Consider the following 24632-nt stretch of genomic DNA (forward strand, 5'->3'; position numbering starts at 1 on the left):
GATGAGTCGCCGCGACGACGACGACCACGCCCGCTTCGAGCGGCCGCGACGACGCACGCGCCCGCGCACCAAGGAGCGGCCCGACTACTCCGAGCTCCCGCTGGGGCGGGTCGTCACGGTCGACCGCGGCCGCTACTCCGTGCGGCTCGAGCACGACCGGGCCGACGGCACGGGCGACGCCATCACCGCGGCGAAGGCACGCAGCATCCGCGGTGTCGTCGTGGGCGACCTGGTGCGCCTCGACGGCGACGTCACGGGTGCCGAGGGCACGCTGGCCCGCATCGCCGAGGTGCTGCCGCGCACCACCGTCCTGCGGCGCACCGCCGACGACGACGACCCGATCGAGCGCATCGTCGTCGCGAACGCCGAGCAGCTGGTGGTCGTCGCCGCCCTGGCCGATCCGCCGCCGCGACCTGCGCTGATCGACCGCTGCCTCGTGGCCGCGTTCGTCGCGGGCATGGACCCGCTCGTCATCCTCACGAAGTCCGACCTCGCGTCGCCGGAGGAGATGATCGCCGCCCTGGAGCCGCTCGACGTGCCGGTGCTCGTGATCGGTCCCGACTCCGACCTCTCGGAGGTCCGCGCGGCGCTCGCCGACCGCATCAGCGTGCTGCTGGGGCACAGCGGCGTCGGCAAGTCGACGCTCGTCAACCAGCTCGTGCCGGACGCCGACCGCACCACGAGCCACGTCAACGCCGTCACCGGCCGCGGGCGCCACACGTCGACCGGATCCGTCGTGCTCGACCTTCCCGGCGGCGGCCGCATCGTCGACACGCCCGGCTTCCGGTCCTTCGGCCTCGCGCACGTCGAGGTCGACGACGTCCTCAAGGCCTTCACCGACCTGCACGAGCTCACGCGCGACTGCCCTCGCGGGTGCACGCACCTGGTGGACGAGCCGGAGTGCGCGATGGACGTCGCCGTCGCCGAGGGCCGCCTCTCCCCCGCACGACTCGCCTCCTTTCGACGCATCCTTGAGAGCCGCGAGCAGGTCTGACCACTACCGTGGGCGCATGGCCCATTCGTACGCCGACGACCTCCGGCTCGCGCACGTCCTGGCCGACACCGCCGACAACCTGTCGATGGACCGGTTCGGGGCGATCGACCTCGAGGTCTCGACCAAGCCGGACATGACCTGGGTGACCGAGTCGGACCAGGCCGTCGAGCACGCGCTGCGCAAGACCCTGCGCTCCGCCCGCACCCGTGACGCCTTCTTCGGCGAGGAGAGCGGCGAGCAGGAGGGCGCAGCGACCTCGTCGCGCCGCTGGATCATCGACCCGATCGACGGCACGTCGAACTTCGTGCGCGGCGTGCCCGTGTGGGCGACGCTGATCGCGCTCGAGGAGGAGGGCGAGATCGTCGCCGGCGTCGTCTCGGCCCCGGCCCTCGGGCGCCGCTGGTGGGCCCACAAGGGCAGCGGCGCGTTCACCGGCAAGTCGGTCATGAACGGCCGCGAGATCCGCGTCTCGCGCGTGGGAGACCTCGGCGGTGCGTCGTTGTCGTTCAGCTCGGTCGAGAGCTGGGAGGACATCGGCAAGGCGCAGGCGTTCGCGGCCCTGACCCGTCAGTGCTGGCGCACCCGCGCGTACGGCGACTTCTGGTCGTACGTCCTGGTCGCCGAGGGCGCCGTCGACGTCGCGGCCGAGCCCGAGCTGAACCTGTGGGACATGGCGGCGCTCGACGTGATCGTGCGCGAGGCGGGCGGGCGGTTCACGTCCCTCGCCGGCCGCGAGGGGCCCTGGGGTGCGAACGCGATCGCGACCAACGGGCGCCTGCACGACGCGGCGATGGCCTACCTGGGCCACTTCCCCGACACCGAGCCCCCGGGCGACGGCTGGGACGACGAGACCGACCCCGGTCCCGATCCCGATCGCTCCCACGACCTCGGCAACGTCCTCGACTTCGGCCGCTGACCCGCCCTCCTCCCGAGAGTGGTCTTGACGTCGATGCACTCCCGATATATCGTTAATGCATCACCTACACATCGCCGACGCGTCGAGCCCGTCCCCGGCACTCCCCAGGACGCGACTCCGCGCCGGCCCCACTCCCCAGGAGAACCTCATGAACACCCCCTTCGACACCCACCCCCATGACCACGACCCCTTCGACCGTCACGACCGCCGCCAGCGCGGACCTCGTCGTGGCGGACCGCACCAGCGTGGCGGTCGCCGTCGCGGTCGCCGCGGCGGCGACGTGCGGGCCGCCGCCCTCCTGCTCCTCGCGGAGCAGCCCCGCCACGGCTACGACCTGATCCAGGAGATCCGCGAGCGCAGCAACGAGATGTGGACCCCGAGCCCCGGCTCGGTCTACCCCGTGCTGCAGCAGCTCGAGGACGAGGGACTCGTCGAGTTCGAGCGCGTCGACGGACGCAAGACCGCATCGCTCACCGCGGCCGGTCGCACGTTCGTCGAGGACAACGCCGACGAGCTCGGCACGCCCTGGGCGACGGCACAAGCCGGCAGCGAGGGCGTGCACGAGCTCGGCCACGCGCTGCGGTCCCTGATGGGCGCGTTCCGTCAGGTCACGTCCGACGGGACCCCGGAGCAGCGCCGCCAGGCGGCCGCCCTGCTGGACGACACGCGTCGTCAGCTCTACCGGGTGCTCGCCGGCGACGAGTCGTGATCCGCATCACCGATCCGGCGTCATGACTGACGTCTAGAGCCGTTCCTTGCGTCAGATCTTCACGGGCGCGGGGAACGGCTCTGGTGATACCTCGCCTGTCGGGTCCGGTGGGCGCAGGCGGCCGAGCAGTACCGGCGCCGGTGGTGCTCCGGCAGCAGCACGACGCGACACGTCGGCGTCGCGCAGGTCGTGAGGCGATCACGTCCCCCCGACCGGACCAGGTCGATGCAGTCGGCCGCGACGGTGCCGAGCCACGACTCCACGCCGGGGCCCCACAGCCGCCGGCTCACCTGCAGGTCGCCCCGACCGTCGAGGTCGAGACCCCACGAGGGCGCGGACTCGGTGTCGTAGCGGTTCACGACGGCCAACGACGAGGCCCGAGGGCGACCCAGCAGGATCTGCTCGACCGCCCCGCGCACCTGCCGCAGCGCGTCGAGCGCCTCGGCGTCGACCCCGAGGTCGTCGCCCAGCTCCCCGGGCGGCAGCGCCGCGGCCACGGCGTCGAACCAGGCCTCGGCCGTGTCGACGTCCGCAAGGGCGTCCGCCTCGTCCGGCGCCGCGATCGCGGAGCTGATCAGGACCAGTGACGGTCGGGTCTCCCCCTCGTCGGCTCCCAGGCGAAATCGCATGACTGACGGTAACACGACACTTTCACCGTCATCCGGATCTCAGGCATTCTTCCCATTCCTCGCCCACGCCCTGGCCCCGGGCTCTAGGCTGGGATGTCGTCCCTCCCTCACACGACGGATCCACTCATGCTTCTCTCGACCCGGCTCTCCCGGATCGTCGCCATCGCGGTCGTCGCGACGGTGGCCGTCGCGGCCGTCATCACGTTCGCGTTCACCAGTGACGCGATCGGCGGCCCGGGCACGCGCGCCGAGGCCGACGCCTCCTCGCCGTCGGTCTCGTCGGCGCCCGATCCCGCCACCTCGGCGCCGGGCACGATGGAGGCCGAGGCCTCACCGACCCCGGCAGCGACGCCGACAGCGACCCCGAGCCAGGCCGCCCAGGCGCCCGCCTCGCCCCAGCAGCCCGCGCCGACCGCTGCACCCACCACGGGAGCCCCGCCTGCGCCACAGCCGACCTTGCCGCCGGCACCCACGCCGACGCCGACGCAGTGCTACTTCCTGATCCTGCCCGTCGCGTGCCCATGACACCCTGGTGCGCGTGCTGACCGTTCTCCTCGTCATCGCGCTGGTCGTCGTCGCGGCGATCGCGCTCCTCGTCGGTCGTGCCCTCTGGGCCACCCGGCACGCCCGCCGCAGGCTCCGCGAGCTGGGCGCGCTCCGTCACCGCGAGGTCGCCCTCCTGCTCGGCCGTGCCTCGTCGCCGCGCGACGCCAAGCCCGCCGTGGGCACGCTCGTCCGCACCGACGACGCCGTCGCGCTCGTGCCGGCGACGCGGGGGCAGGAGGTGCTCATCCCCCTCGACACGGTCACCGCCGCGTCCGCCACGACCTCCTTCCGGGGTCGCACCTACGCCGAGCCCGTGCTGCTCGTGACGTGGGAGCAGCACGGGACCGGCGACGCCGCCGTCCTGAAGGTGGCCGACCCGGACGCGTGGGTCGAGGAGCTCAGCCGGCCGCGGTGAGCCTGCGGAGGTGGTGACCGATCTCGGCCGCCATCGCCGTCGCGAGCGCCGCCGGGGTGTCACCCGCCGGCTCGGGCAGCACGTGGTGCACCGTGCCCTCCTCGCGCAGCTCCAGCACCGAGACGCGCTGCTGCTCCGCCATCTGGGCGGCGTGCTCGACGTCGCCGTGGACGATCGCGCTCGCGCCCTCCGGGGGCAGCGGCGAGAGCCAGGCGTGCTCCGTGGCCAGCGTGACGTCGGCGGGCAGCAGCGCGAGTGCTCCGCCACCGCAGCCCTCGCCGAGCAGCACCGAGACCGTCGGCACCCGCATCGTCGACATCGTCGCGATGCAGCGGGCGATCTCCCCGGCGATCGAGCCCTGCTCGGCCTCGGCCGAGAGCTCGGCACCCGGGGTGTCGATGACCGACACGAGCGGCAGGCCCAGCTCGTTGGCCAGGCGCATGCCGCGACGGGCCTCGCGCAGGGCTGCAGGCCCCATCGGGGACTCCGGCGTCTGCGTCGTGCGGTCCTGACCGATCACGACGCACGGCACGCCGTCGAGTCGCGCCAGCACGACGAGCATCGCGCTGTCGCGCTCGCCCTCGTCGGTTCCCTGCAGCCGCAACGTCGTGTCGCTGCCGTGGCGCAGCAGGTCGCGCACTCCGGCTCGCTCCCGTCCGCGGGTGATCTCGATCGACGCCCACGTGTCGTGCGCGCCCGTCACCTCGCCCTCCCGGCGCTCGCGCGAGGAGTCCGTGACGGGATCGAGCAGGATGCCGAGCGCCTGCTCCACGACGGCGGGCAGGTCCTCGACCTTCACGACCGCGTCGATGATGCCGCGGTCCGCGAGGTTCTCGCTGACCTGCACGCCGGGCGGGAACGGCCGGCCGTTGAGCAGCTCGTAGACCTTCGGGCCGAGGAAGCCGACGAGGGCACCCGGCTCGGCCACCGTGACGTGCCCGAGCGATCCCCATGAGGCGAAGACGCCGCCGGTCGTCGGGTGGCGCAGGTGCACGAGGTACGGCAGGCCCGCGGCCCGGTGGTCCATGATCGCCCGGCTGATGTCGACCATCCGCACGAACGCCGGGGTGCCCTCCTGCATGCGGGTGCCGCCCGACGCGGTCGACGCCAGGATCGGCAGGCCCTCGGCGGTCGCCCTGCGCACGGCCGCGACGATGCGTGCCGCCGTGTCCCGGCCGATCGACCCGGCCAGGAAGCCGAACTCGTTGACGACGAACGCCACCTGCCGGCCGCTCACCGTGCCACGCCCGGTCAGGACGGACTCGTCGGAACCGCTGCGCTCCTCGGCCCGCTCGAGCTCGGCCCGGTACTGGTCGGAGTAGCCGCTGCGGTCGATCGGTGAGTCCCACGACTCGAACGAGCCCTCGTCGAGGACCCGTCCGATCAGGTCCCGCGCGGAGACGCGCTCAGCCATGCTCGAGCTCCGCCCGGATCTGCTCGCCGTGCTGGTCGAGCACCGGCGGCGCGACGTGCCCGCGGTACGTGGTCTCCTCGTCGCCGTCGAAGAAGCGCAGCGGCGGCCCGGGGAGCTGGATGCCCCCGAGCGTGGCGTGCTCGACGTCGATCAGCAGGCCCTGGCTGTGGGTCTGGTCCCACGCGAAGACCTCGTCGATCGTGCGCACCTTGCCGGCCGGGATGCCGACCTCGGCCAGGCGCGCCAGCAGCTTCTCGGCCTCCCACTCGGCGAAGACGCCCTCGACCATCTCGACGACCTCCTCGCGCCGCGCGACCCGCTCCGGGTTCGTCGCGAAGCCCGGCAGGTTCGGGTCGAGGTCGAAGCCCGCGCAGAAGTCGTGCCAGAGCCCCTCGCTGCCCACGGCGATCTGCACCGCACCGTCGGCGCAGCGGAACAGGCCGTACGGCGAGATCGACGCGTGGTGGTTGCCCGCCGCCTGGCCGACCGTCTCGGCGATCGTCCACCGGGTGCCCTGGAAGCCCAGGACGCCGACGGTGGCCGAGAGCAGCGACGTGCGCACGACCTGGCCCTTGCCCGTGCGCTCACGCTCGTGCAGCGCCGCCAGGAGCCCGTAGGCGCCGTACATGCCGCCGAGGATGTCGGAGATCGGCGTGCCGACCTTCTGCGGGTCGTCGGGCCCGGACCCGGTGATCGACATCAGGCCGGCCTCGCCCTGGGCGATCTGGTCGTAGCCCGACCGGCCGCCCTCGGGACCGTCGTGGCCGAAGCCCGTGATCGACAGCACGACGAGACGCGGGTTGCGCTCCATCAGCGTGTCGAAGCCAAGGCCCAGCCGATCGAGGACGCCGGTGCGGAAGTTCTCCACGAGCACGTCCGCGCGGTCGACGAGTCCCAGCAGGACCTCGCGATCGGCCTCGTCCTTGAGGTTGAGGGCGATCGACTCCTTGTTGCGGTTCGCCGACAGGAAGTACGTCGACTCCCGGTCCTCGGGGACGCCGTCGTCGGCCGAGCCCACGTGACCGTCTCCGTCGGACTCGGGCCACCGGAACGGCGGGCCCCAGCCACGGGTGTCGTCGCCGTGGCCCGGGTTCTCGACCTTGACGATGCGGGCACCGAGGTCGCCCAGCATCATCGTGGCGTGCGGGCCGGCGAGAGCGCGGGACAGGTCGACGACCAGGAGGTCGGACAGGGGTCCGGTGCCGCCCGCCATCAGGCGCCCCAGCCCGGCAGCACGAGCGCGGCCCAGACGAGCAGCGGTCCGACCAGCACGACGAGCACGCTGTAGCGGATGATCTGCTTGTAGTACGCCTGCTCGCTGATCGTGTCCGGACGGTTGGCCAGCATGAGCGCACCGTTGGTCGAGAACGGGCTGACGTCGACGATCGTGGAGCTGACCGCGAGCGCCGCGACGAACATCGCCGGGTGGATGCCACCGTCGACGATCAGCGGGATCGCGATCGGGACGATGACCGGCAGCAGGGCGGTCGAGGACGCGAACGCCGAGACGACGCCGCCGACGTAGCAGAGCACGAGCGCGCCGATCGCGACGGCGCCGAGGCCGGCGGCCCAGTTGCCCACGAACTCCGGCGAGCCGGCCTGCGTGAGGATCGCGGCGTACGTGCTGACGCCCGCGACGAGCAGGACCGTCGGCCAGGCGATCTGGTTGACCGCACCCTTGTGCTGGTTGCCCGAGAGCATCGCCAGGATGACGGCGGCGGTGATCGCGACGAAGCCGATGTTCTTGTCGAACGCCAGCGCGGTGACCGCGGTGCCGACGAACGCCAGGAGCGTCAGGACCTGCTCCATGCGGATGCCGGTGGTCTGCGTGCCCATCACCGTGTCAGTGCCCTGACCGCGGGTCGGCACGGCGTTGCCACCGGTCGAGCCGTCGGCGTGGACGCCGCCGTCGACGTCCTCGCCGGGATCGATGCGCTGCGACATGAGGCGGCGGCCACCGAGGGCGAAGAACAGGATCGTGGCCATGATGAGGTTGACGATCAGGCTCGCGAGGAACACCGTCATCTCGCTGACGGGCAGGCCGTTCTCCTCCATGACGGAGTTCGTGATGGTGCCGTAGATGCTGATCGGACTGAAGCCGCCGCCCTGGGCGCCGTGCACGACGAACATGCCCATCATGAGCGGGCTGATCTTGTAGCGGCCGGCGAAGCCGAGGGCGATCGGGCCGATGATGGCGCAGGCGGCCGGGCTCGCGGCGCCGATCGCGGTCAGCAGCGCGGTGACGCCGAACATGACCCACGGGATCAGCGCGACGCGGCCGCCGACGGCCTTCACGGCGGTCTCGACGATGAGGTCGACCGTGCCGTTGTTGCGCGCTATCGCGAACAGGTAGGTGACGCCGATCAGTGTCAGGACGAGATCACCGCTGATGCCGGCGAGGATCTCCTTCTCGTCGAGGTCGAGCGCGTACATGCCGACGAGCCACGCGGCGACGTACGCCAGCGCACCCATGTTGATCGGCAGCAGCGTGCCGATCACGAACAAGGCGACCAGCGCGATGATCGCTACCCATTCCGGTCCCATGGCGGGTCCTTCTTTCGTCCTGTGTGACAGCCGTCACGTCGAGTGGTTCAGTGGCCTAGCCAATAGGTCAATGTGACGAATGTCAATACGATGGCGCCATGGCCCGCCTGGAATCGCTTCGTCCCGTGCAGCGGCCCCGCCTGTACGAGCAGGTCGCGGGCCAGATCACGGAGTGGATCACCGCCAACGGTGTGCGCTCCGGTGACCGCCTTCCGCCCGAGCGCGAGCTCGCGACGCAGCTCGGCGTCAGCCGCGCGACCATCAGCCAGGCCCTCGTGGCCCTCGAGGTCGTCGGCGCCGTCGTGGTGCGTCACGGCGACGGCGCGATCGTGACCGACCTCGCGGGCACCCCGCGCATCGTCGACGCGATCCGCGCCCACGCGAAGCGGCTTCCCGAGATCATCGACGCCCGCGACGCCCTCGAGTCCAAGATCGCCGCCCTCGCGGCGGAGCGCCGCACCGAGGCGCACCTGGCCGAGATCGACGCCGCGCTCGACGCCATGGAGGCCGACATCGACGCCGGCGGACGCGGTGTCGAGGGCGACGAGCTGTTCCACGCCGCCGTCACGGCCGCGGCCGCCTCCGAGCTGCTCTCCAAGATGATGCGCGAGATCGGCGAGCTCGTGCTCGAGACCCGCATCGAGTCGCTGGGCCAGCCCGGCCGCCCGCGCGAGTCGCTCGCCGCCCACCGCCGCATCGCCGACGCGATCCGCGCTGCCGACCCGGCCGCCGCGGCCGCCGCGATGCACGCCCACGTCATGCGCGTCAGTGACGTCGCGATCCTGCACGACGGCGCGTGACCCTCCTCGAACAGCTCGCGATCGTGCTGGCTGGCCTGGGCGCCGGCATCGCGACCTCGTCGATCGGCGTCGCCTCGCTCGTGAGCTTTCCGGTGCTCATCGCGCTCGGGGTGCCTCCCGTGGCGGCCAGCTCGTCCAACACCGTCGGGCTGGTGCCGGCCGGCGTCAGCGGCACGTTCGGCTACCGCCGCGAGCTCGCGGGGCGACGCCGGCTCGTGTGGTCGGTGGTCGTCATCAGCGGGCTGTTCGCGATCGCGGGTGCGCTGCTCCTGCTGCAGCTGCCGTCCGACGTGTTCGAGAGCCTCGTGCCCTGGCTGATCCTGTTCGCCTGCACGCTCGTCGCGACCCAGCCGCGGATCTCGTCGTACCTGAAGCGACGCAAGGCCGACGCCTCGGGCGAGGAGTCTCCGGCCGACCGCACCGAGATGACTCCCGCCCTGGCCGCCGGCACCGCGGCCTGCGGCGTGTACGGCGGCTACTTCGGGGCCGGCCAGGGCGTCATGATGGTCGCGGTGCTGGCGTTCGGCCTCGACCTCTCGCTCGCCGTCATCAGCGCCCTGCGCACGCTCGCCGTGTTCGCCAGCAACGTCGTCGCGACCTGCGTGTTCCTGTTCATCGCCCCGCTCGACTGGCGGGTCATCGGCCTGCTCGCGGCCGGCTCCGTCGTCGGCGGCTGGGTCGGCGCACAGATCGGCCGGCACCTGCCCGCCGAGGTGTTCCGCGCCCTCGTGGTCGTCGCGGGCGTCGTGGTCGCCGTGTCGTACTGGGTCTAGGACTCGGCGTCGGCGCGGCGGGTCACGGACTCGATGCGCACCGTGAGGTCCTGCAGCTCGTCGAGGATCGCCGACGCGGTCCAGATGCGCTGGCTGCGGCGACCCTTCGCGGTCAGGACGCCCGCGGCCTGCAGCCGGTCGATACCGTGCCGCAGCTCGGCCCCCGCGTACCCCGTCTGCTGCGACGCCAGGTCGACCGTGATGATCGGCTCGGCCACGAGCAGCCGCAGGAGCCGGTGCTCCGGGCTGCCGACCACGACGCCGCCGAGCGACTCCTCCCACTCGCGGCCGATGTCGTGCAGGTTCGTCGCGGTGCGTCGCGCCTCGTGGCTCGAGATGAGCGTGGCGTTGGTCAGCATGCCGACCAGCGGGCGGGCGTGACCCTCGCGGTAGGCGCCGAGGGCGTCGAAGTAGCGGTCGCGGTGCGCGACCAGACCCGAGGCGATGGGCACCGTCAGGTTGCGGGTCGCCCGCCGGCGGCGGAGCACCGCGTGGATCAGGGTGCGACCGATGCGACCGTTGCCGTCGACGAACGGGTGGATCGACTCGAACTGGGCGTGCACGATCGCGGCCTGCACGAGCACCGGGACGTCGTCGCGGTTCGCGAAGGCGAAGAGGTCGGTGAGGTACCCCTCGACGGTCGCGGGCGGCGGCGGCACGAACAGCGCGTTGCGCGGCGAGTAGTCGCTGCCGCCGATCCAGTTCTGCACGGTGCGGGTCGTGCCCGCCTTCTCATGCAGGTCGGGGTGGCGCAGGAAGAGCTCCTTGTGCGCCGCGAGCATCGCGGAGAGACGCAGCTCGCCGGTGCGCCCGGCGTCGGCGATGACGTCCGCAAGCGCCCGTGTGGCCGCCGCCATCGAGACCGCCGAGGCGTTGGCCCTGCCGCCGTGCATCGCCTTGCCGTAGTCGCCGAGGCTGGCCTCGATGTTCTCGATCTTCGACGACGACACCGACTCCGTGCGGAGCAGCAGCTGGTCGAGCGCTCCGAGCTTGCGTCCGTGGGTCAGGTCGAGCTGCGCGAGGCCGGCCAGCGCGGCGTCCATCGTCACCTTGAGCGACCGGTCGTGCGTCATCGTCAGGTCGGCGATGGTCGGCGGCCGCCGCACGAGGATCTCGCGGACCTCGCGGTCGGCCTTCGGGCCCTGCGGCACGGTCTGCGACCACGCCACGGCCTCGTCGACGTGGGGCGCCCAGTCGAGCGGTGCGTCGCGGCCGGGGGCGTCGGGGGTCACGCGACCAGTCTGGCAGTCGCCGCCCGGAGGTCGCCCCGCCACGGTGCGCCGTGCCCGGGAACGACCACGTCGGCGTCGACCCGGCCGAGGGTCTCGAGCGCGTGGCGGGCCGCGGCGGTGTCGTGGTGGAAGAAGTCCGGCAGGAGCTGTGGACCCGTGCCGCGCAGGAGCGGGTGCCCGGTCACCAGGGCGTCGCCGGTGACGACGATCCCGGCCTCCGGCAGGACGAACGCCGCGCTGCCGGAGGTGTGCCCCGGCAGGTGGACCGGCACGGGGCGCCCGGGCAGGTCGAGCGGCACCCCCGGCTCGAAGCCGCGGGCGTGCGTCACCACGGGGTGCTGCGTGCCTCCGGCGCGGGTGATCGCCAGCGACCACCGCAGCACCGACGGTCGCCACGCGCGACGCGCCACGTCGGCCGGGGTCGCACTCTCGTGCCGCTCCCCCGTGGCGTTGGCCAGCTCGTCCGGATGCATCAGCACGGGCGTGCCGTACCGCTCGTGCAGGTGGTTCAGGGCTCCCACGTGGTCGACGTGCGCGTGGGTCACCAGCACGGCGCGCAGGTCCTCCGGCCGGTGCCCGATCGCGGCGACGGAGGCCAGCACCGCGTCGACGTCGCCGGGATACCCCGCGTCGATCAGCGTCAGGTCGCGACCCTCGCGCAGGATCACCCAGTTCACGGCGGTGCCCTCGGCACGGAAGACGCTGCTCGTCACGCGGTCCATGTCGTGCGACGCTAGCAACGTGCAGACCATCACGCCCAACCTCTGGTTCGCGAGCGGCATGACCGAGGCCGTCGACGCGCTGGTCGCGGCGTTCGACCCCGTCTCGCCCGGAGGCGCCCGGGTGACCCGACGGAACCACTACCCGACCGAGGGGCTGCTCGACTTCCAGGAGCACCTGGCCGGCGAGGTCCTGACGATCGACTTCGTGCTGGGCGACACCGCATTCACCGCGATCAACGGCGGCCCCGGCTTCACGCCCAACCCGTCGATCTCGTTCACCGTCTCGCTCATGGACCCCGCGGACGTCGACACCCTGTGGGACGCGCTGATCGACGGCGGCACGGCCCTGATGGAGCTCGGCGAGTACCCGTTCAACCCGCGGTACGGGTGGGTGCAGGACCGGTCGGGGTTCTCCTGGCAGCTCTCGCTCGCCGACCGCTCGGGCGAGCACCGGCCCTTCGTCATGCCGTCGCTGCTGCTGACGGGCGACCGCGTCGGACGCGCCGAGGAGACCCTGCGCCGCTACGTCGACGTGCTCGGCGGCGAGATCGGCACGCTGGCGACCTACCCCGAGCCCGCCGGACCGGCAGCCGCCGGTGACCTGATGTACGGCGACGCGCTGGTCGGCGGCACGTGGATCGTCGCGATGGACACCGGCGTCGAGATGGACGCGCCGTTCGGCGTCGCCGTGTCGCTGTCGGTCGCGTGCGACGGCCAGGACGAGATCGACCGGGTCTGGGGCGCGCTGTCACGGGTGCCGGAGGCCGAGCAGTGCGGATGGTGCGTCGACGAGGTCGGCGTGAGCTGGCAGGTCGTGCCGTCCAACCTCGACGAGCTGATGCAGCGCCCCGGCTCCTACGCCGCCCTCATGCAGATGCACAAGATCGTCATCGCCGACCTCTGACCAGACCCGGCAGGAGGTGCTCGGCCGCCAGCGGTGCGAGCCGGAGGTCGCCGGGATCGGCCGGGTCGACCCAGCGCGACTCCTCGATCTCGGCCGCCACGCGGTGATCGGCTGACGCGACGCGGAGCGTGAAGACGTGGGCGACCAGCAGGTGTCCCGGCTCGTTCGCCGCGTCGGTCTCGATCGTGCCGAGCGGCTCCAGCTCGGCGGGGTCGACCGTGAGGCCGATCTCCTCGTGCAGCTCGCGCACGAGCGCCTGCCGGTGCGACTCCCCCGGCTCCGGCTTCCCGCCGGGGTTCATGAAGGCGCTCGTGCCGCGCTTGCGCACCAGGAGCGTGCGGTCGTCGGGTCCGACGACGACGGCAGCCACGACCTCGATGACGGGAGGGACGCTCACGGGACCATGATGGCCCCATGTCGATCGGCACCCCGCTCAGCCCGTCCGCCACCCGCGTCCTCCTGCTCGGCTCCGGCGAGCTCGGCAAGGAGGTCACGATCGCCCTGCAGCGCCTCGGCGTGGAGACGATCGCGGTCGACCGGTACGCCGACGCCCCGGCGATGCAGGTCGCGCACCGCAGCCACGTCGTCGACATGACCGACCCGGCGGCCGTGCGCGCGGTCGTCGAGGCCGAGCGGCCGCACCTCGTGGTGCCGGAGATCGAGGCGATCGCGACCGAGGCGCTGCTGGCCATCGAGGCCGAGGGTCTCGCGACCGTGATCCCGACCGCTCGCGCGACGTCGCTGACGATGAACCGCGAGGGCATCCGTCGCCTGGCCGCCGAGGAGGTGGGCCTGCCGACGTCGCCGTACCGCTTCGCCGACTCGGCCGACGAGCTCGCGGCCGGGGCCGAGGCCGTCGGCTTCCCGTGCGTCGTCAAGCCCGTCATGTCGTCCTCCGGAAAGGGGCAGAGCGTCGTGCGCTCGCCCGAGGACGTGGCCGGCGCCTGGGCGTACGCGGCGGAGGGCGGGCGGGTCGACTCGGGCCGCGTCATCGTGGAGGGCTTCGTCGACTTCGACTACGAGATCACCCAGCTGACGGTGCGGGCGGTGGGTGCGTCGGGCGAGGTCGAGACGTTCTTCTGCGAGCCGATCGGGCACCGTCAGGTCGACGGCGACTACGTCGAGTCGTGGCAGCCGCAGGCCATGAGCGCGGCGGCGCTGGCGGCGGCCCGGGACCAGGCCGAGCGGATCACCGGCGCGCTCGGTGGGCGCGGGTTGTTCGGCGTCGAGCTGTTCGTGCGCGGCGACGAGGTGATCTTCTCGGAGGTCAGCCCGCGGCCCCACGACACCGGCCTGGTCACCCTGGCGACGCAGCGGCAGAACGAGTTCGAGCTGCACGCCCGCGCGATCCTCGGGCTGCCCGTCGACCCGACGCTGCGCCGACCGGGCGCGTCCGCGGTGATCTACGGCGGTGTCGAGGCGGTCGGCATCTCGTTCGACGGCGTGGCCGAGGCGCTCACGGTGCCCGAGAGCGACCTCCGCCTGTTCGGCAAGCCCGAGAGCTTGACGCGTCGCCGCATGGGTGTCGCGGTGGCCGGCGGCGACACGACCGACGAGGCCCGCGCCCGCGCCACCGACGCCGCCTCCCGCATCCACCCGGGGGCGGTGAGTTAATGACCTCTTGCGACCCTCGACAGGGCACTAACTCACCGCCCGCCCCAGCGAGAGGTCGACAAGTCACCGCCCGCGTCAGGTGAAGGTGCCGTGGCGGCCCTCGCCGCCGGCGAAGCGGGCGGCGCCCTGCGTCGCCTCCTGGAGCGAGACGACCCCGTGGTCCCACTCGCCGTCGATCGCGGCACCGAGATCGAGGCCGTCCTGCTCGTGCACCGAGAGGCGGTCCTGGCGCAGGCAGGTCTGCGGGAACGCGGCCAGCTCCTCCGCCAGAGCGACGGCAGCCTCCAGCACCCCGCCCGGCTCGCTCACCCGGTTGGCCAGGCCGATCGCCAGCGCCTCGTCGGCCTCCACGGCGCGACCCGTGAGCACCAGGTCGAGCGCGCGTGACTGCCCGATGAGCCGGGGCAGACGCACCGTCCCGCCGTCGATCAGCGGCACGCCCCAGCGGCGGCAGTAGACCCCGAAGATCGCGGACGGGTCGACCACCCGCAGGTCGCACCACACCGCGAGCTCGAGCCCACCCGCCACCGCGTGTCCGTCGACCGCGGCGACGACCGGCTTGCCGAGCAGCAGCCGTGTCGGTCCCATCGGCCCGGGCACCTCGTCCCCGCCCGGCGGCTCCACGTGCATGCGTCCCTCGCTCACCGCACCGAGGTCGGCCCCCGCGCAGAACGTGCCCCCGGCTCCGGCGAGCACGGCCACCGACGACGTCTCGTCGGCGTCGAACGCGCGGAAGGCGGCGTGCAGCGCGTGCGCGTGCTCGGTGTCGACCGCGTTGCGGACCTCGGGGCGGTTGATCGTGACGACCGTGACAGGGCCACGGTGCTCGACGTCGATGCTCATGACGACAGGGTGCCGCCTAGGCTCGGTCCATGGCCACCGTCATCCTCGTCCGCCACGGCCGGACGACCGCCAACGCGACGGGCCTGCTGGCCGGACGCACCCCCGGAGTCCTGCTGGACGAGACCGGCGAGGAGCAGGTCGACGCGACCGGCGACCGGCTCTCGGTCGTGCCGCTCGCCTCGATTGTCTCGAGCCCGCTGGACCGCTGCCGACAGACCACCGAGGCGATCGCGCGACGCCAGGCGACCCGCCCGCCGCTCGTCGTCGACGACGCGATCTCCGAGTGCGACTACGGCGAGTGGCAGGGCCGCTCGCTCGCCGACCTCGCGAGCGAGGACCTCTGGAAGGTCGTCCAGTCGCACCCGTCCGCCGCGGCCTTCCCCGGCGGCGAGTCGATCCACGCCATGCAGTCCCGCTCCGTCGCCGCGATCCGCGGGCACGACGCCGCGATCACCGCCGAGCACGGCCCCGAGGCGGTCTGGGCAGCCGTGAGCCATGGCGACATCATCAAGGCGGTCGTCGCCGACGCCTACGGCATGCACCTCGACCTCTTCCAGCGTGTGCAGGCCGACCCGGCGTCGGTCACGATCATCCGCTACGGCCGCGCGCGCCCCCACGTCGTCAGCGTCAACACGCACGCGGGAGACCTGGCATGGCTGGCTCCGAAGCCCGGGTCGGAGGCCCCGTCGGAGGATGCTGCGGTCGGTGGAGGGGCGGGACCAGGCGCGGCTCCACCGGAGGGCTCCTAGCATGGAGGACATGGCTCCCACCGTGCACGCCTTCGACTGGCCCGACCGCTTCGTGGTCGGCACCGTCGGCGCCCCCGGCGACCGCACGTTCTTCCTGCAGGTCCGCACGGGCCAGGACGTCGTGAGCGTCTCGCTGGAGAAGCAGCAGGCCTCCGCCCTGGCCGACCGCATCGACGAGGTGCTCGACAGCCTCATGGCCGAGGACGGCAACCCGTTCAGCGTCCCGTCCGGCACGCCGGTCGAGCTGGACGACACCGACCCGCTCGACGAGCCCGTCGCCGACCTGTTCCGCGCCGGGACCATGAGCCTTGGGTGGGACCCGAACATCTCCCAGCTCGTGATCGAGGCCTACGCGATCGCCGAGATCGACGTCGACGCGCTCGAGGGCGACGCGTCCGGCGAGATCGTCGAGATCGAGATCGAGCCCGACGAGGTCCTGCGGGTCAAGATCCCGGTCGGCAGCGCCCGCGCGTTCGCCAAGCGCGCCCGCGACGTCGTGTCGTCGGGACGACCGGTCTGCTCCCTGTGCGGGGAGCCGATGGAGGGCGATCACGTCTGCGAGCTCCCTGACGGGTTCCGGTGACCCCCGACCTGCTCGAGGACGAGCTGGTGCTCGTCGCGCAGGTCCGTTCCGCCTCCAACGTCACGCTCGTCGGCCGCATCGGCGACCCCGAGCAGGGCACGGCCGTCGTGTACAAGCCCGTCTCGGGCGAGCGGCCGCTGTGGGACTTCCCCGATGGCACGCTGGCCGGGCGTGAGGTCGCGGCCTACCTCGTCTCCGAGGCGACCGGCTGGGGCGTCGTGCCCCGCACGTGGCTGCGCGACGGGCCGGTCGGGCCTGGCATGGTGCAGCTCTGGTGCGAGCCCGACCGCACCCAGGAGGCCGTCACGCTCGTGCCCGCCGACGACCAGCCCGAGGGCTGGCACCACGTGATCGACGGTCTCGACGCGGAGGAGAACCTCGTCTCGCTGGTGCACGAGGAGTCCGCGGCCCTGCGACGCATGGCTGTGCTCGACGTCGTCACGAACAACGCCGACCGCAAGGGCGGCCACGTGCTGGAGATGGCGGACGGGCACCGCTTCGGCATCGACCACGGGCTCACGTTCCACGCCGAGCACAAGCTGCGCACCGTGCTGTGGGGATGGATCGGCGAGCCGCTCACGGCCGAGGAGCTCGCCGGCGTCGACCGCGTGCGCGACGCGCTGGTCGGTGACCTCGGCACCGCCCTGGCCGAGCACGTCACCGCCGAGGAGATCGAGGCGCTCGCGACCCGCTGCGACCGCCTCCACGACGTCGGCACGTTCCCCGCTCCGAGCGGCCACATGCCCGCCGTCCCCTGGCCTCCGTTCTAGGAGGTCCGGATGCGAGCGGCGGTCACCGAGGCGAGCAGCGCCACGCCGACCGCGAGGCCGATCAGCAGCGTCGCCCCCGTGACCGGTGTGGAGTCGACGAAGCCGGCGAAGACCACGCTGCCGACCGCCAGCACGGTGCTCGTGACGAGGTAGTCGTTGAGCTGCAGCGCCGAGGAGCTGGAGCCGTACGTGCCGCCTGCGGAGGCGTCGAGCACGAGCACGGAGATGGTCGAGAACGCCATGCCGATGCCCAGCCCGCCGATCCCCCAGAACGCGACCGGGACGGCCAGCGGCACCGCGGGCACGGCCGCGAGGGCCGAACCCGCGACACCCGTCGCCACTAGAGCGGCGCCGAGCCGCACGCGCAGGACCTTGTCGGCCAGCCGCCCCCAGCGCGCGGCGAGCACCGCGCCCAGGCACCAGGTCACGGCTCCCGAGGTCAGCACGGCGCCCACGGCCACCAGCGGGAGGTCGCGACCGAGCACCAGGAGCAGGGGCAGGTTGACCTCGGCGAGCGTGAAGGAGGCGCCGATGGCCCCGCGCGTGCCGATCATGCTCGGCAGCCCGCGCGCCCCGCTCCACGCACCACGCGGCAGGAGGCGTGCTCCGGCGCCGAGCGCCAGCAGCAGCCCGGCGGCCACGACGACCGGCCAGGCGTCGAGGTCACGCTGCCCGCCCGCGCTCACGGCGAGGACTCCCGTCGCGGCCAGCACCGCGAGCCACACGCGGGTGCCCGAGAGCCTGGTGGCCGGAGCACCGTCGCGGGGCACGACCCCGGCCGAGCGCACCATCCACCACGCCACGACGGCGAGCACGGGCACGGCGAGGAAGACCCAGCGCCAGCCCGCCACCGCGGCCACGCCGGCAGCGATGCTCGGCCCCACGACGGCCGGCAGCACCCAGGCGCTCGTGAGGATCGCGAACACCCGGGGCCTGAGCTCGCTCGGGTAGGCCTCGGCGATGACGACGTACAGCGCGATGCCGAGTGCCCCGCCGCCGGCGCCGTGGAGCAGACGTCCGGCGATGAAGACCTCCATCGACGGCGCCACGCCCGCCACGACCACCCCGACGCAGAAGACGACGAGCCCGACGTTCAGCACCGGGACAGGACCGTGCCGGTCCGCGGCGGGTCCCGCGACGACGAGCGCGAGGATGGACGCCGCGAGCGGCGCGGCGAACGCGACGGCGTAGAGCGAGAGGCCGTCGAGCTCGCGGACCACGTCCGGCATGACCGTCGCGACGGCGAGGGCCTCGAAGGCGAACAGGAACGCCAGCGAGAACACCCCGACCGTCACGCCGGCGTGCCCCCTCGACCACGGGGTCGCGGCCGTGCGCGGGTCGCTGACGGCCGTCACGAGGCGGACCCGGTCAGCAGCACGACCTTGCCCGTCGTGCGCCGCTCCTCCAGGGCCCGGTGCGCTGCGGCGGCATCGGCGAGGTCGAAGGCAGACACCGACGGCACCCGTGTCCCGTCTGCGGCTGCCGCGAGCGACTCCCGCTCAAACCGCGTGAGGTTCTCCAGCATGAACGGGCCGAGCACGTCCAGCACGCGACGCTCGGGGTCGGCGTAGGCGTTCTGCTCGCCCGACGACCAGCCGAACCGCACCAGCCGGCCGCCCTGGCGCAGCCGCGCGAACAGCTCCCGCCCGACGGCACCACCGACGCCGTCGAGCACGACGGAGAGCTCCGGCACGTCGCCGCCGTAGTCGACGAACTCGGCACCGAGCGACTCGACGAGCTCACGCTTGGCACGGCTGGCCAGGCCCACCACGCGCGCACCGGCACCCACGGCGCCCTGCACCAGCAGCACACCCAGCCCACCCGCGGCAGACGTCACGGCGACGACGTCGTCGTCGGTCAGCTCCGCGATCGTCAGGATCCCGGCGGCCGTGCGCCCGGTGCCGATCGCCGCGACGGCCAGAGCGGACGAGAGCCCGTCCGGCACCCGGTAGGCACGGTCGGCGGCCACGACGGCCATCTCGGCGTACCCACCGCTCGTGAACCCCAGGTGCGCGACGACGTGGCTGCCGATCCAGTCGGCCGACACCCCGGGGCCCACGGCGTCCACGACACCAGCGACCTCGCGCCCGGGCACCGTCGGCAGCTCGGGCAGGGCCATCGGCCCGTTCGGGTCCCCGGACCGGATCGTGGTGTCGAGGACGTGCACCCCGGCCGCCTCGACCACGATGCGGAGCTGCCCGTCCGCCGGCTCCGGAACGGGCACGTCGTCGAGCTGGAGGACGTCGGGGGGACCGAATCGATGGTGTCTGATCGCGCGCATGGTCCGATCGAACAACCTGAACTATGGTTGAGGTCAAATGAGCACTCCGGCGACCCTCACACCTGGCGACGTCGCGGCGCGGTCCGGCGTCGCGGTCTCCGCCCTCCACTTCTACGAGCGCAACGGGCTCATCGCGAGCGAGCGCACGGCCGGCAACCAGCGCCGCTACCGACGCGAGGTGCTGCGACGCATCGGCTTCATCCGGGTCTCGCAGCGCATCGGCATCCCACTGGCCGACATCCGCGACGCGCTGGCGACCCTGCCGGAGGGGCGCACGCCGACGAAGGCCGACTGGTCGCGGCTCTCGCGCTCGTGGCGCTCCGAGCTCGACGACCGGATCGCACGCCTCGAGGCCCTGCGCGACGACCTCGACGGCTGCATCGGCTGCGGCTGCCTGTCGTTGCGCTCGTGCACGCTCTACAACCCCGACGACACGCTCGCGGAGCGCGGTCCAGGAGCCGTCAGGCTGGAGCGTCCGCCGGCTCCCGCGGCCGGTACACGAACGTCACGAGCACGACCGAGATGATCATCAGCAGGAACCACGAGACGAACTTCGTGAAGGGCACCATCTCCCACCCGTCGAGCTGACTCGGGTAGAACCACGCGCCGGCCGCCGTGGCGACGTTCTCGGCGATCCAGATGAAGAACGCGACGAGCGCGAACGCCACCACCACCGGCATCCGCAGCACGTGTCGGTGCACCCTGAAGTGCATGACGCACCGCCCCCAGAGCAGCACGACCGCCGCGAGCAGCACGTATCGCGCGTCGAGCACGTAGTGGTGCGTGAAGAAGTTCACGTACACGCAGACCGCGACCACGGCCGAGGCCCACAAGGGCGGGTACCGCGAGAAGCGCAGGTCGAAGAGGCGCATGACGCGCACCATGTACGAACCGACAGCGGCGTACATGAAGCCGCTGTAGAGCGGCACGGACCCGAGGTGCAGCACGCCTCCGCCCTCGTAGCTCCACGAGCCGACCGAGGTCTTGAACAGCTCCATACCGGTTCCCGCGACGTGGAAGAGCACGACGACCCAGAGCTCGCGCCCCGTCTCGAGCCGGCCGAGCACCATGCCCAGCTGGATCAGGACCGCGAGGAGCACGAGTGCGTCGTTGCGATCGAGCGCCGCACCCTCCGGGTAGGCCACCGCCGTGACGACCAGCACGAGCAGCATGAGGGCCCCGAAGACGCAGGCCCAGGCCTGCTTGACGCCGAACACGAGCAGCTCGACGACACCACCCCGCCAGCCGGTCGAGGGCGCCCCCTCGAGCTGGCCTCGAGCCCACGCCAGGAGCCGCAGCTCGAGCGACGTCGCGTCGCCACCGGGTCCCTGCCGCACCGGCCCAGACTAGAGCGCGAGGGGCCGCGGAGCCGGCACCATTGTCGATACCCGCGGCGCATCAATCCATCCAGTAAGAGTGTTGGACGTGGATCAATCGGCTTCCTAGGGTCTGTGGTGAACGCCACACCCCTGTGCCGAGGAGCCGCACCCATGACCACGCTGACGCCCACCGAGCTCGCCGCCCATCTCGGGCAGGGGCTGCTCTCGTTCCCCGTCACGCACTTCACCGTCGACCTCGCGGTCGACGAGGCCGCCTACCGCGAGAACATCGAGTGGCTCGGCCAGTACGACGCCGCCGGGCTGTTCGCCGCGGGTGGCACGGGCGAGTTCTTCTCGCTCACGACCCCCGAGGTCGTGCAGGTCGTCACCGCCGCCGTGCAGAGCGCGCCCGAGGGCACGCCCGTGCTGGCCCCCGCCGGCTACGGCACGCGCACCGCGATCGAGCTGGCCCAGGCCGCCGAGGCCGCGGGCGCCGCGGGCATCCTGCTGTTCCCGCCCTACCTGACCGAGGCCGGCCAGGAGGGGCTCTTCCAGCACGTCAAGGCGGTCTGCGACGCGACCTCGCTCGGCGTCATCATCTACAACCGCGCCAACGCGATCTACTCCGACGTCACGGTCGCCCGTCTCGTGGAGGCGTGCCCCAACCTGATCGGCTTCAAGGACGGCGGCGGCGACGTCGACCAGATGACGCGCATCTACTCGCAGATCGGCGACCGCCTGCTCTACGTGGGTGGCCTGCCGACCGCCGAGATGTTCGCGCTCCCCTACCTGAGCCTGGGCCTGACGACCTACTCGTCGGCGATCTTCAACTTCGTGCCGCAGTTCGCGCTCGACTTCTACGCCGCGGTCCGCGCGAACGACACCGACCACGTGCGCACCGCGCTGAACGACTTCGTGATTCCCTACTGCAACCTGCGCAACCAGAGCGCCGGGTACGCCGTCAGCATCGTGAAGGCCGGCATGACGGCGATCGGCCGCACGGCCGGCCCGGTGCGCCCGCCCATCACCGACCTGACCGACAGCCAGCTCGCCGAGCTCACCGACCTCGTGAAGAAGGTGTCCTGACCCCATGACGTTCCACGCCACCAACCCCGCCACCGGCGAGGCCCTCGCCCCGGAGTTCCCGGAGCAGGGGCCCGCCGAGGTCGAGCGCGCGACGCGCCTCGCCGCGGAGGCGTTCCCCGCGTTCCGCGCGACCACCCCCGAGGCGCGCGCCGCGTTCCTCGAGAGCATCGCGGCCCACATCGAGGCGTCCACCGACGAGCTGTGGCCCCGCGTGCAGGCCGAGACCGGCCTGCCACTCGGTCGCGTGCAGGGCGAGACGGGCCGCACGGTCGGCCAGCTGCGGCTGTTCGCCGCGGTCGTGCGCGACGGCGCCTGGCGTGACGTGCGCATCGATCCCGCGCTCCCGGACCGCGCACCGCTCCCCCGTCCGGACCTGCGTCAGCGCGCCGTGCCGCTCGGCCCGGTCGCGGTCTTCGGCGCCAGCAACTTCCCGCTCGCGTTCTCGGTCGCCGGTGGCGACACCGCCTCGGCGTTCGCCGCCGGCTGCCCCGTGGTCGTCAAGGGCCACCCCGCACATCCGGGCACGTCGGAGATCGTCGGTCGCGCGATCAGCGCTGCCGTCGCCGAGGCCGGCCTGCCCGAGGGCGTCTTCTCGCTCCTGCAGGGCACGACGCACGAGCTGGGCACGGCCCTGGTGACCGACCCGCGCATCAAGGCCGTCGGCTTCACCGGCTCCCGCGGTGGCGGACTCGCGCTCGTCGCGGCTGCCCAGGCGCGCCCCGTACCGATCCCGGTCTACGCCGAGATGTCGGCCGTCAACCCGGTCTTCCTGCTCCCCGGCGCCCTCGAGGAGCGCGCCTGCGACGTCGCGCGCGGCTTCGTGACCTCCCTGACCGGCAGCGCCGGCCAGCTCTGCACCAAGCCCGGTCTCGTCTTCGTGGCCGACGGCGCCGGTGCGGACGTGTTCGTGAAGGCCGCGGGCGACGCCCTCGCCGACATCGCCGCCGGTCCCATGCTCACGGCGGGCATCGCCGGAGCGTTCGACGCCGCCACCGACCGCACCGGCGGCACCGACGGCGTCACGCAGGTCGGCGCCGGTCAGGCGCCGGGCGACGCGGCCGTGTCGTCCACGCCCCGCCTGTTCGAGACCACCGATGCGGTGCTGGACGAGAACCCGAACCTGCACGACGAGATGTTCGGCCCCGCCGCGCTCGTCGTGCGCGTCTCGGACCCGGCTCGCCTGCCGGAGCTGGCCGAGCGGCTCGAGGGCCAGCTCACCGCCACCCTCCACCTGGGCGACGGTGACGACGACCTGGCGCGCGACCTGATCGGCGAGCTCGAGCTCGTCGCCGGCCGCGTGCTCGTCAACGGCTGGCCCACCGGCGTCGACGTGGGCCACACGATGGTCCACGGCGGCCCGTACCCCGCCACCTCGGCCCCGGCGAGCACCTCGGTCGGCAGCCGCGCGATCGAGCGCTTCCTGCGCCCCGTCGCCTACCAGGACGTCCCCGCGGCGCTCCTGCCACCCGAGCTGCGTGACGAGAACCCCTATGGCGTCCCGCGCACCGTCGACGGCCGCCTCCAGCCGGCCCCCACCCAGGAGTGACATGACCGTGACGAACCCTGCATCCAGCACTGCGAGCACGACCCCCACGACCAGCGCCCTCTCGGGACCCGACGCCGCGATCCTGGCCGCCTCGGCCGGCCCGGCGACGGTCGACCGCATCGCGCACGTCAAGCTTTCCTCGGTCGTGCTGCCGCTGTCGACGCCGATCAGCGACGCCAAGGTCCTGACCGGCCGCCAGAAGCCCATGACCGAGGTCGTGTTCCTCGTCGTCGAGATCCAGACCGAGGGCGGCCACGAGGGCGTCGGCTTCTCGTACTCCAAGCGTGCGGGCGGCCCCGGCCAGTTCGCGCATGCCAAGGAGATCGGTGACGTCCTGATCGGCGAGGACCCGAGCGACATCGCCAAGCTGTGGGTCAAGCTCAGCTGGGCCGGCGCCTCGGTGGGCCGCAGCGGCCTGGCCACGCAGGCCATCGCCGCGTTCGACGTGGCGCTGTGGGACCTGAAGTCCAAGCGCGCGGGCCTGCCCCTGGCCAAGCTGATCGGCTCGCACCGCGACTCGGTGCGCACCTACAACACCTCGGGTGGCTTCCTGCACACCCCGATCGAGCAGGTCAAGGAGAACGCCGCGGCGTCGCTCGAGGCCGGCATCGGTGCGATCAAGCTCAAGGTCGGCCAGCCCGACTGGCGCACCGACGTCGCCCGCGTGACCGCCGTGCGTGAGTTCCTCGACGCCGACGTGCCGCTCATGGTCGACGCGAACCAGCAGTGGGACCGCGCCACCGCGATGCGCATGGGCCGGATCTTCGAGGAGTTCAACCTCGTCTGGATCGAGGAGCCGCTCGACGCGTACGACGCCGAGGGCCACGCCGAGCTGCGTCGCTCGCTCGACACCCCGATCGCGACCGGCGAGATGCTGGCGAGCGTCGCCGAGCACCTGCACCTCATCGAGGTCGGCGCCCAGGACATCGTGCAGCCCGACGCCCCGCGCATCGGTGGCATCACGCAGTTCCTCAAGCTGACGACCATCATGGAGTCCAAGCAGCTCGAGCTGGCCCCGCACTTCGCGATGGAGATCCACGTCCACCTCGCGGCGGCCTACTCGATCGAGCCGTGGGTCGAGCACTTCGACTGGCTCGACCCGCTGTTCAACGAGTCCCTCGAGACGCGCGACGGCCGCATGTGGGTCTCGGACCGTCCGGGCCTCGGCTTCACGCTCAGCGAGCAGGCCCGCGCCTGGACCGTCTCCACCGCCGAGTTCGGCAAGCGCGCCTGACGCACCCGC

At 72.6% G+C, this 24632-nt stretch carries 27 protein-coding genes; 16 read left to right on the forward strand and 11 right to left on the reverse strand.

The annotated features are described in order from the left end of the window. The first annotated feature begins 1 nt into the window (after position 1). The 3 genes from rsgA to LO931_RS02025 all read left to right on the forward strand — a co-directional run bounded on the left by rsgA (position 2) and on the right by LO931_RS02025 (position 2619). Positions 2 to 994, forward strand: coding sequence for a ribosome small subunit-dependent GTPase A (gene rsgA, locus LO931_RS02015; RefSeq protein ID WP_229051533.1), 993 nt, complete (start codon positions 2 to 4; stop codon positions 992 to 994). A gap of 16 nt (positions 995 to 1010) precedes the next feature. Continuing rightward, the gene (hisN, locus tag LO931_RS02020) at positions 1011 to 1910 is read left to right on the forward strand and encodes a histidinol-phosphatase (protein WP_229051534.1); all 900 of its coding nucleotides are present in this window, start codon (positions 1011 to 1013) and stop codon (positions 1908 to 1910) included. A gap of 148 nt (positions 1911 to 2058) precedes the next feature. Further along, complete coding sequence (locus LO931_RS02025; RefSeq protein ID WP_229051535.1) at positions 2059 to 2619, forward strand: PadR family transcriptional regulator; 561 nt, start codon at positions 2059 to 2061, stop codon at positions 2617 to 2619. 59 nt (positions 2620 to 2678) lie between these two features. On the opposite strand, the gene LO931_RS02030 is transcribed toward LO931_RS02025, so the two are convergent. After that, on the reverse strand, positions 2679 to 3248 hold the full coding sequence (locus LO931_RS02030) for a CGNR zinc finger domain-containing protein (protein ID WP_229051536.1): 570 nt from the start codon (positions 3246 to 3248) through the stop codon (positions 2679 to 2681). Between the two features lie 126 nt (positions 3249 to 3374). Here LO931_RS02030 and LO931_RS02035 point away from each other — a divergent pair, with 126 nt between their 5' ends. After that, complete coding sequence (locus LO931_RS02035; RefSeq protein WP_229051537.1) at positions 3375 to 3773, forward strand: hypothetical protein; 399 nt, start codon at positions 3375 to 3377, stop codon at positions 3771 to 3773. Positions 3774 to 3786: 13 nt separating this feature from the next. Beyond that, the gene (locus tag LO931_RS02040; protein WP_229051538.1) at positions 3787 to 4209 is read left to right on the forward strand and encodes a hypothetical protein; all 423 of its coding nucleotides are present in this window, start codon (positions 3787 to 3789) and stop codon (positions 4207 to 4209) included. On the opposite strand, the gene LO931_RS02045 is transcribed toward LO931_RS02040, so the two are convergent. The 3 genes from LO931_RS02045 to LO931_RS02055 are packed head-to-tail and all read right to left on the reverse strand — an operon-like array spanning position 4193 to position 8167. Continuing rightward, the gene (locus LO931_RS02045; RefSeq protein ID WP_229051539.1) at positions 4193 to 5623 is read right to left on the reverse strand and encodes an acetyl-CoA carboxylase carboxyltransferase subunit alpha/beta; all 1431 of its coding nucleotides are present in this window, start codon (positions 5621 to 5623) and stop codon (positions 4193 to 4195) included. The genes LO931_RS02040 and LO931_RS02045 overlap by 17 nt on opposite strands. Next, positions 5616 to 6836 (reverse strand): CaiB/BaiF CoA-transferase family protein, encoded by a 1221-nt coding sequence (locus LO931_RS02050; protein ID WP_229051540.1) that lies wholly within the window; start codon positions 6834 to 6836, stop codon positions 5616 to 5618. The genes LO931_RS02045 and LO931_RS02050 overlap by 8 nt, the downstream gene beginning before the upstream one ends. Beyond that, positions 6836 to 8167 carry an SLC13 family permease gene (locus LO931_RS02055; protein WP_229051541.1) on the reverse strand — a complete coding sequence of 444 codons (1332 nt, stop codon included), beginning with the start codon at positions 8165 to 8167 and terminating at the stop codon, positions 6836 to 6838. Before LO931_RS02055 ends, LO931_RS02050 begins: the two co-directional genes overlap by 1 nt. A gap of 98 nt (positions 8168 to 8265) precedes the next feature. On the opposite strand from LO931_RS02055, the gene LO931_RS02060 reads away from it, so the two are divergent. Both LO931_RS02060 and LO931_RS02065 read left to right on the forward strand, forming a co-directional pair. Further along, positions 8266 to 8967: a FadR/GntR family transcriptional regulator gene (locus LO931_RS02060; RefSeq protein ID WP_229051542.1), complete on the forward strand. Its 702-nt coding sequence runs from the start codon at positions 8266 to 8268 to the stop codon at positions 8965 to 8967. Further along, on the forward strand, positions 8964 to 9740 hold the full coding sequence (locus LO931_RS02065) for a sulfite exporter TauE/SafE family protein (protein WP_229051543.1): 777 nt from the start codon (positions 8964 to 8966) through the stop codon (positions 9738 to 9740). The genes LO931_RS02060 and LO931_RS02065 overlap by 4 nt, the downstream gene beginning before the upstream one ends. On the opposite strand, the gene LO931_RS02070 is transcribed toward LO931_RS02065, so the two are convergent. Together LO931_RS02070 and LO931_RS02075 are read right to left on the reverse strand one after the other, a co-directional pair. Then, positions 9737 to 10972, reverse strand: a complete 1236-nt coding sequence (locus tag LO931_RS02070; RefSeq protein ID WP_229051544.1) for a Fic family protein — start codon at positions 10970 to 10972, stop codon at positions 9737 to 9739. The genes LO931_RS02065 and LO931_RS02070 overlap by 4 nt on opposite strands. Continuing rightward, positions 10969 to 11694 carry an MBL fold metallo-hydrolase gene (locus tag LO931_RS02075; RefSeq protein WP_229051545.1) on the reverse strand — a complete coding sequence of 242 codons (726 nt, stop codon included), beginning with the start codon at positions 11692 to 11694 and terminating at the stop codon, positions 10969 to 10971. The genes LO931_RS02070 and LO931_RS02075 overlap by 4 nt, the downstream gene beginning before the upstream one ends. A gap of 19 nt (positions 11695 to 11713) precedes the next feature. Here LO931_RS02075 and LO931_RS02080 point away from each other — a divergent pair, with 19 nt between their 5' ends. Further along, on the forward strand, positions 11714 to 12598 hold the full coding sequence (locus LO931_RS02080; RefSeq protein ID WP_229051546.1) for a VOC family protein: 885 nt from the start codon (positions 11714 to 11716) through the stop codon (positions 12596 to 12598). Here LO931_RS02080 and LO931_RS02085 read toward each other — a convergent pair. Next, complete coding sequence (locus LO931_RS02085) at positions 12582 to 12995, reverse strand: NUDIX domain-containing protein (RefSeq protein ID WP_229051547.1); 414 nt, start codon at positions 12993 to 12995, stop codon at positions 12582 to 12584. The two genes, LO931_RS02080 and LO931_RS02085, sit on opposite strands and share 17 nt — an antisense overlap. Positions 12996 to 13012: 17 nt before the next feature. Between LO931_RS02085 and purT the strand changes: the two genes are divergently transcribed. Further along, positions 13013 to 14212 carry a formate-dependent phosphoribosylglycinamide formyltransferase gene (gene purT / locus LO931_RS02090; protein WP_229051548.1) on the forward strand — a complete coding sequence of 400 codons (1200 nt, stop codon included), beginning with the start codon at positions 13013 to 13015 and terminating at the stop codon, positions 14210 to 14212. A 75-nt stretch (positions 14213 to 14287) separates the two neighbouring features. On the opposite strand, the gene LO931_RS02095 is transcribed toward purT, so the two are convergent. Then, positions 14288 to 15055, reverse strand: a complete 768-nt coding sequence (locus LO931_RS02095; RefSeq protein ID WP_229051549.1) for a crotonase/enoyl-CoA hydratase family protein — start codon at positions 15053 to 15055, stop codon at positions 14288 to 14290. Positions 15056 to 15084: 29 nt separating this feature from the next. Here LO931_RS02095 and LO931_RS02100 point away from each other — a divergent pair, with 29 nt between their 5' ends. Genes LO931_RS02100 through LO931_RS02110 form a run of 3 tightly spaced genes read left to right on the forward strand, consistent with a single transcriptional unit; the run spans position 15085 to position 17157 of the window. After that, positions 15085 to 15804, forward strand: a complete 720-nt coding sequence (locus tag LO931_RS02100) for a histidine phosphatase family protein (protein ID WP_229051550.1) — start codon at positions 15085 to 15087, stop codon at positions 15802 to 15804. 10 nt (positions 15805 to 15814) lie between these two features. Beyond that, positions 15815 to 16387 carry a DUF3090 domain-containing protein gene (locus LO931_RS02105; protein WP_229051551.1) on the forward strand — a complete coding sequence of 191 codons (573 nt, stop codon included), beginning with the start codon at positions 15815 to 15817 and terminating at the stop codon, positions 16385 to 16387. After that, on the forward strand, positions 16384 to 17157 hold the full coding sequence (locus LO931_RS02110; RefSeq protein WP_229051552.1) for an SCO1664 family protein: 774 nt from the start codon (positions 16384 to 16386) through the stop codon (positions 17155 to 17157). Before LO931_RS02105 ends, LO931_RS02110 begins: the two co-directional genes overlap by 4 nt. Here the strand turns inward: LO931_RS02110 and LO931_RS02115 are convergent. Both LO931_RS02115 and LO931_RS02120 read right to left on the reverse strand, forming a co-directional pair. Continuing rightward, positions 17154 to 18512, reverse strand: a complete 1359-nt coding sequence (locus LO931_RS02115; protein WP_229051553.1) for an MFS transporter — start codon at positions 18510 to 18512, stop codon at positions 17154 to 17156. The two genes, LO931_RS02110 and LO931_RS02115, sit on opposite strands and share 4 nt — an antisense overlap. Next, the gene (locus LO931_RS02120; protein WP_229051554.1) at positions 18509 to 19438 is read right to left on the reverse strand and encodes a zinc-binding dehydrogenase; all 930 of its coding nucleotides are present in this window, start codon (positions 19436 to 19438) and stop codon (positions 18509 to 18511) included. The genes LO931_RS02115 and LO931_RS02120 overlap by 4 nt, the downstream gene beginning before the upstream one ends. Before the next feature lie 37 nt (positions 19439 to 19475). Here LO931_RS02120 and soxR point away from each other — a divergent pair, with 37 nt between their 5' ends. Then, the gene (gene soxR, locus LO931_RS02125) at positions 19476 to 19964 is read left to right on the forward strand and encodes a redox-sensitive transcriptional activator SoxR (RefSeq protein ID WP_229051555.1); all 489 of its coding nucleotides are present in this window, start codon (positions 19476 to 19478) and stop codon (positions 19962 to 19964) included. Here the strand turns inward: soxR and LO931_RS02130 are convergent. Continuing rightward, on the reverse strand, positions 19900 to 20775 hold the full coding sequence (locus LO931_RS02130; RefSeq protein WP_229051556.1) for a DUF817 domain-containing protein: 876 nt from the start codon (positions 20773 to 20775) through the stop codon (positions 19900 to 19902). The genes soxR and LO931_RS02130 overlap by 65 nt on opposite strands. A gap of 153 nt (positions 20776 to 20928) precedes the next feature. Here LO931_RS02130 and kdgD point away from each other — a divergent pair, with 153 nt between their 5' ends. Genes kdgD through LO931_RS02145 form a run of 3 tightly spaced genes read left to right on the forward strand, consistent with a single transcriptional unit; the run spans position 20929 to position 24623 of the window. After that, on the forward strand, positions 20929 to 21843 hold the full coding sequence (kdgD, locus tag LO931_RS02135; RefSeq protein ID WP_229051557.1) for a 5-dehydro-4-deoxyglucarate dehydratase: 915 nt from the start codon (positions 20929 to 20931) through the stop codon (positions 21841 to 21843). A gap of 4 nt (positions 21844 to 21847) precedes the next feature. Then, positions 21848 to 23389 carry an aldehyde dehydrogenase (NADP(+)) gene (locus LO931_RS02140; protein ID WP_229051558.1) on the forward strand — a complete coding sequence of 514 codons (1542 nt, stop codon included), beginning with the start codon at positions 21848 to 21850 and terminating at the stop codon, positions 23387 to 23389. A 1-nt stretch (position 23390) separates the two neighbouring features. After that, the gene (locus tag LO931_RS02145) at positions 23391 to 24623 is read left to right on the forward strand and encodes a mandelate racemase/muconate lactonizing enzyme family protein (protein ID WP_229051559.1); all 1233 of its coding nucleotides are present in this window, start codon (positions 23391 to 23393) and stop codon (positions 24621 to 24623) included. Positions 24624 to 24632: the final 9 nt, after the last annotated feature.

This window comes from Aeromicrobium sp. Leaf350 (genome assembly GCF_916858655.1).
Lineage (GTDB): Bacteria > Actinomycetota > Actinomycetes > Propionibacteriales > Nocardioidaceae > Aeromicrobium.

Excerpts from the sequence above, each read along its gene's own strand:
- LO931_RS02140 (WP_229051558.1), top strand. The coding sequence starts at position 21,848 with ATGACGTTCCACGCCACCAACCCCGCCACCGGCGAGGCCCTCGCCCCG.
- LO931_RS02105 (WP_229051551.1), top strand. The coding sequence starts at position 15,815 with ATGGCTCCCACCGTGCACGCCTTCGACTGGCCCGACCGCTTCGTGGTC.
- soxR (WP_229051555.1), top strand. The coding sequence starts at position 19,476 with ATGAGCACTCCGGCGACCCTCACACCTGGCGACGTCGCGGCGCGGTCC.
- LO931_RS02045 (WP_229051539.1), bottom strand. The coding sequence starts at position 5,623 with ATGGCTGAGCGCGTCTCCGCGCGGGACCTGATCGGACGGGTCCTCGAC.
- LO931_RS02095 (WP_229051549.1), bottom strand. The coding sequence starts at position 15,055 with ATGAGCATCGACGTCGAGCACCGTGGCCCTGTCACGGTCGTCACGATC.
- LO931_RS02035 (WP_229051537.1), top strand. The coding sequence starts at position 3,375 with ATGCTTCTCTCGACCCGGCTCTCCCGGATCGTCGCCATCGCGGTCGTC.
- LO931_RS02050 (WP_229051540.1), bottom strand. The coding sequence starts at position 6,836 with ATGGCGGGCGGCACCGGACCCCTGTCCGACCTCCTGGTCGTCGACCTG.
- LO931_RS02060 (WP_229051542.1), top strand. The coding sequence starts at position 8,266 with ATGGCCCGCCTGGAATCGCTTCGTCCCGTGCAGCGGCCCCGCCTGTAC.
- hisN (WP_229051534.1), top strand. The coding sequence starts at position 1,011 with ATGGCCCATTCGTACGCCGACGACCTCCGGCTCGCGCACGTCCTGGCC.
- kdgD (WP_229051557.1), top strand. The coding sequence starts at position 20,929 with ATGACCACGCTGACGCCCACCGAGCTCGCCGCCCATCTCGGGCAGGGG.
- LO931_RS02075 (WP_229051545.1), bottom strand. The coding sequence starts at position 11,694 with ATGGACCGCGTGACGAGCAGCGTCTTCCGTGCCGAGGGCACCGCCGTG.
- LO931_RS02145 (WP_229051559.1), top strand. The coding sequence starts at position 23,391 with ATGACCGTGACGAACCCTGCATCCAGCACTGCGAGCACGACCCCCACG.
- LO931_RS02025 (WP_229051535.1), top strand. The coding sequence starts at position 2,059 with ATGAACACCCCCTTCGACACCCACCCCCATGACCACGACCCCTTCGAC.
- purT (WP_229051548.1), top strand. The coding sequence starts at position 13,013 with ATGTCGATCGGCACCCCGCTCAGCCCGTCCGCCACCCGCGTCCTCCTG.
- rsgA (WP_229051533.1), top strand. The coding sequence starts at position 2 with ATGAGTCGCCGCGACGACGACGACCACGCCCGCTTCGAGCGGCCGCGA.
- LO931_RS02100 (WP_229051550.1), top strand. The coding sequence starts at position 15,085 with ATGGCCACCGTCATCCTCGTCCGCCACGGCCGGACGACCGCCAACGCG.
- LO931_RS02055 (WP_229051541.1), bottom strand. The coding sequence starts at position 8,167 with ATGGGACCGGAATGGGTAGCGATCATCGCGCTGGTCGCCTTGTTCGTG.
- LO931_RS02030 (WP_229051536.1), bottom strand. The coding sequence starts at position 3,248 with ATGCGATTTCGCCTGGGAGCCGACGAGGGGGAGACCCGACCGTCACTG.
- LO931_RS02120 (WP_229051554.1), bottom strand. The coding sequence starts at position 19,438 with ATGCGCGCGATCAGACACCATCGATTCGGTCCCCCCGACGTCCTCCAG.